The following is a 2,709-nucleotide window of genomic DNA, read 5'->3' as shown; positions in this document are numbered from 1 at the left end:
CCGCTTTCATGCGCGGCGCGCAGGGCGCCGATGGCCATCAGGTCGTTGCAGACGAAGACGGCCGAGGGCGCCTCTTCGGTGCGCAGGATGGCGTGCATCGCCTCGTAGCCGCCCTGGCTCGTGAAGCCGCCGCGCCACAGCAGGGCGTCGGCATTCGGCGCGGTGCCGGCCTCGGCCAGCGCCATGCGCCAGCCCTCGATGCGCTGCTCGCTCGGCATCACGCCCACCGGCCCGCCGATGCAGGCAATGCGCTTGTGGCCGAGCGACAGCAGGTGCCGCACCGCGAGCAGCCCGCCCTGCATGTGGGCGGTTTCGACCAGGTCGCAGGCCGGGTCGGCAATCTCGCGGTCGACCAGCACCGTGGGAATGCGCAGGCCGTGCAGCTGCGTGACGAGCGAATCGTCGTCGCCGGCGCCGGTCGACACCACGATCAGCCCGTCGATGCGGCGCTCGGCCAGCACCTGCAGGTAGACGCTCTGGCGGCGCGGCTCGTCGTCGGTGTTGCACAGCACCAGCGTGTAGCCGGCGCCGAAGCAGCGGTCCTCGACGATGCGCACGATCTCGGCAAAGTAGGGGTTCGAGCTGTTCGGAATCAGCATGCCGAGCGTCGAGGTGGTGTTGCTCTTGAGGCTGCGCGCCATCGCGTTGGGCACGTAGCCCAGCTCGCGGATGGCCTCTTCCACCCGTTCACGCCCCTTGGCGCTCACATGGCGCGTGTCGTTGACCACGTGCGAGACGGTGGTGACCGAAACGCCCGCGCGCAGCGCGACGTCCTTGATGGTGGCCATGGTTGCTTCCCCCTTTTTATGCAGCGTCAGGCCAGGCGGCGATCGGCCCGGCGCTGGCGCAAGGTGTCGATGATCACCGCAACCACGATGACCGCGCCGGTGATGATGCGTTTGCTCGGCTCGCTGGCGCCCACCTGCGCAAGCCCGGCCTCGAGCACCGCGATGATCAGCACGCCGAAGAAAGTGTTGACCACCGAGCCGCGCCCGCCCATGAGGCTGGTGCCGCCGATCACCACGGCCGCAATCACCTGCAGCTCGATGCCGACGCCCGCATTGGGGTCGGCCGCTTCGAGCCGCGCCGACTGCATGAGTCCGGCCAGGCCAGCCAGCAGGCCGGTGGCGGCAAACACGATGATGCGGATCGGCCGCGGATCGATGCCCGCGAGCCGCATCGCTTCTTCGTTGGTGCCGATGCCCACCACGTGCCGGCCGAACACCGTGCGCGTGAGCACCAGCTGGCCGGCGGCCACCAGCACCACCGCGAGCACGAAGGCCGCGGAAATGCCGCCGATCCACGGCGCGGCCAGGCCCGAGATGGCGTCGCCCACGTACTGCGTGCGCGAATCGGTCACCAGGTAGGCGCCGCCGCGCACCGCCTCCAGCATGCCCAGCGAGACGATGAAGCTCGGCAGCCGCCATGCGACCGACACCGCGCCCGTCACGCTGCCGCACACCAGCCCGGTGGCCAGGCCCAGCGCGGCGGCCAGTGGCACCGAGAGCTTCCACTGGAGGATGGCGGCGGCCGTGACCGCCGCGCTCAGCGCAAGCACCGAGCCCACCGACAGGTCGATGCCCGCGATGATCAGCACGAAGGTCATGCCCACGGCCATCACCGCAAGCGCGGGAATCTCGTTGGCAATGGAGATGAAGGTTTCGCGCGTGAGGAAATATTCGCTCAGCGTGCCGAAGAGCGCGACCATGCCCACGAGCACGACGGTCAGGCCCACGTAGGTGCCCAGCTGGCCCTTCAGGGCGGAGGGCGGGGCGGAGGTGGCGGCGGCTGCGGTCATGGTGTGTCGGCGGTGGCCGGTTGGCCCGGATTCGGATCGGAAATGGCGGAGCCCGCCGTGGGGGGTGCCGCAGTGGCGGCGCGGCCTGCCGCATCGCTGAAGGCGGCGGCCAGCAGCGATTGCTCGCTCCACTGGCCGCGCTCGAACACCGCGACCAGCCGGCCGGCGCTCATCACGCCGATGCGGTCGCACATGGCCATGAGTTCGCGCAGGTCGCTCGACACCATCAGGAGCGCCTTGCCGGCGTCGGTCATGCGGTCGAGCTCGGCGTACAGGTCGGCACGCGCGCCCACGTCCACGCCGCGCGTGGGCTCGTCGAGCAGCAGCACCTTGCATTCGCGGTGCAGCCAGCGCGCGAACACCACTTTCTGCTGGTTGCCGCCGCTCAGGGTGGCCACCGGCTGCTCGATGCTGCGCGAGCGGATGCGCAGCAGCTCCACCAGCCGCCGGGCGATGCCGCGCTCCTTGGCGCGCTGCAGCCAGCCGGCGTGCGAGATGGCGCCCAGGTCGCTCAGCGTGGCATTGACGCGAATCGATTGCGTGAGCAGCAGCCCCTGCGACTTGCGGTCTTCGGTCACCAGGCCGATGCCGGCGCGGATGGCCTGCATCGGCGAGCGCCAGCCCTTGCGCACGCGCAGCACCGGCTGCGTGGCGGCAATGCCGTCGTAGAGAAGAATTTCGCCGCGGTCGGCGCGGTCGGCGCCGAACAGCAGGCGCACGAGTTCGGTCCGGCCGGAGCCGACCAGGCCCGCCAGGCCCATGACTTCGCCCGCGTGCAGGTCGATGTCGACGTCCTTCACGGCCTCGGCCCGGCCGATGCCGCGCGCACTCAGCAGCACCGGCCCGGCGATGCGGCGGTCGCGGCCTTCGTGCTCGTGCACCGCGCGGCCCACCATGCGCTGCACCAGTTC

General features: G+C 70.7%; 3 protein-coding genes. All 3 read right to left on the bottom strand.

The window, feature by feature from the left end:
• Window positions 1–788: LacI family DNA-binding transcriptional regulator (locus AC1DOC_RS28310; protein ID WP_478130980.1), on the bottom strand; the 788-nt coding region annotated here is incomplete at its 3' end.
• Between the two features lie 26 nt (window positions 789–814).
• The gene (locus AC1DOC_RS28305; RefSeq protein WP_412511919.1) at window positions 815–1,798 is read right to left on the bottom strand and encodes an ABC transporter permease; all 984 of its coding nucleotides are present in this window, start codon (window positions 1,796–1,798) and stop codon (window positions 815–817) included.
• A partial coding sequence (locus tag AC1DOC_RS28300) for an ATP-binding cassette domain-containing protein (protein ID WP_478130979.1) occupies window positions 1,795–2,709 on the bottom strand: 915 nt, incomplete at its 5' end. The genes AC1DOC_RS28300 and AC1DOC_RS28305, both read right to left, overlap by 4 nt.

This window comes from Variovorax sp. 01T439_2 (genome assembly GCF_056398445.1).
This window is presented reverse-complemented; position numbering and strand designations above follow the sequence as displayed.

What these genes read in the sequence shown, in the direction of transcription:
- AC1DOC_RS28305 (WP_412511919.1), bottom strand. Translation starts at nt 1,798, where the DNA reads ATGACCGCAGCCGCCGCCACCTCCGCCCCGCCCTCCGCCCTGAAGGGC.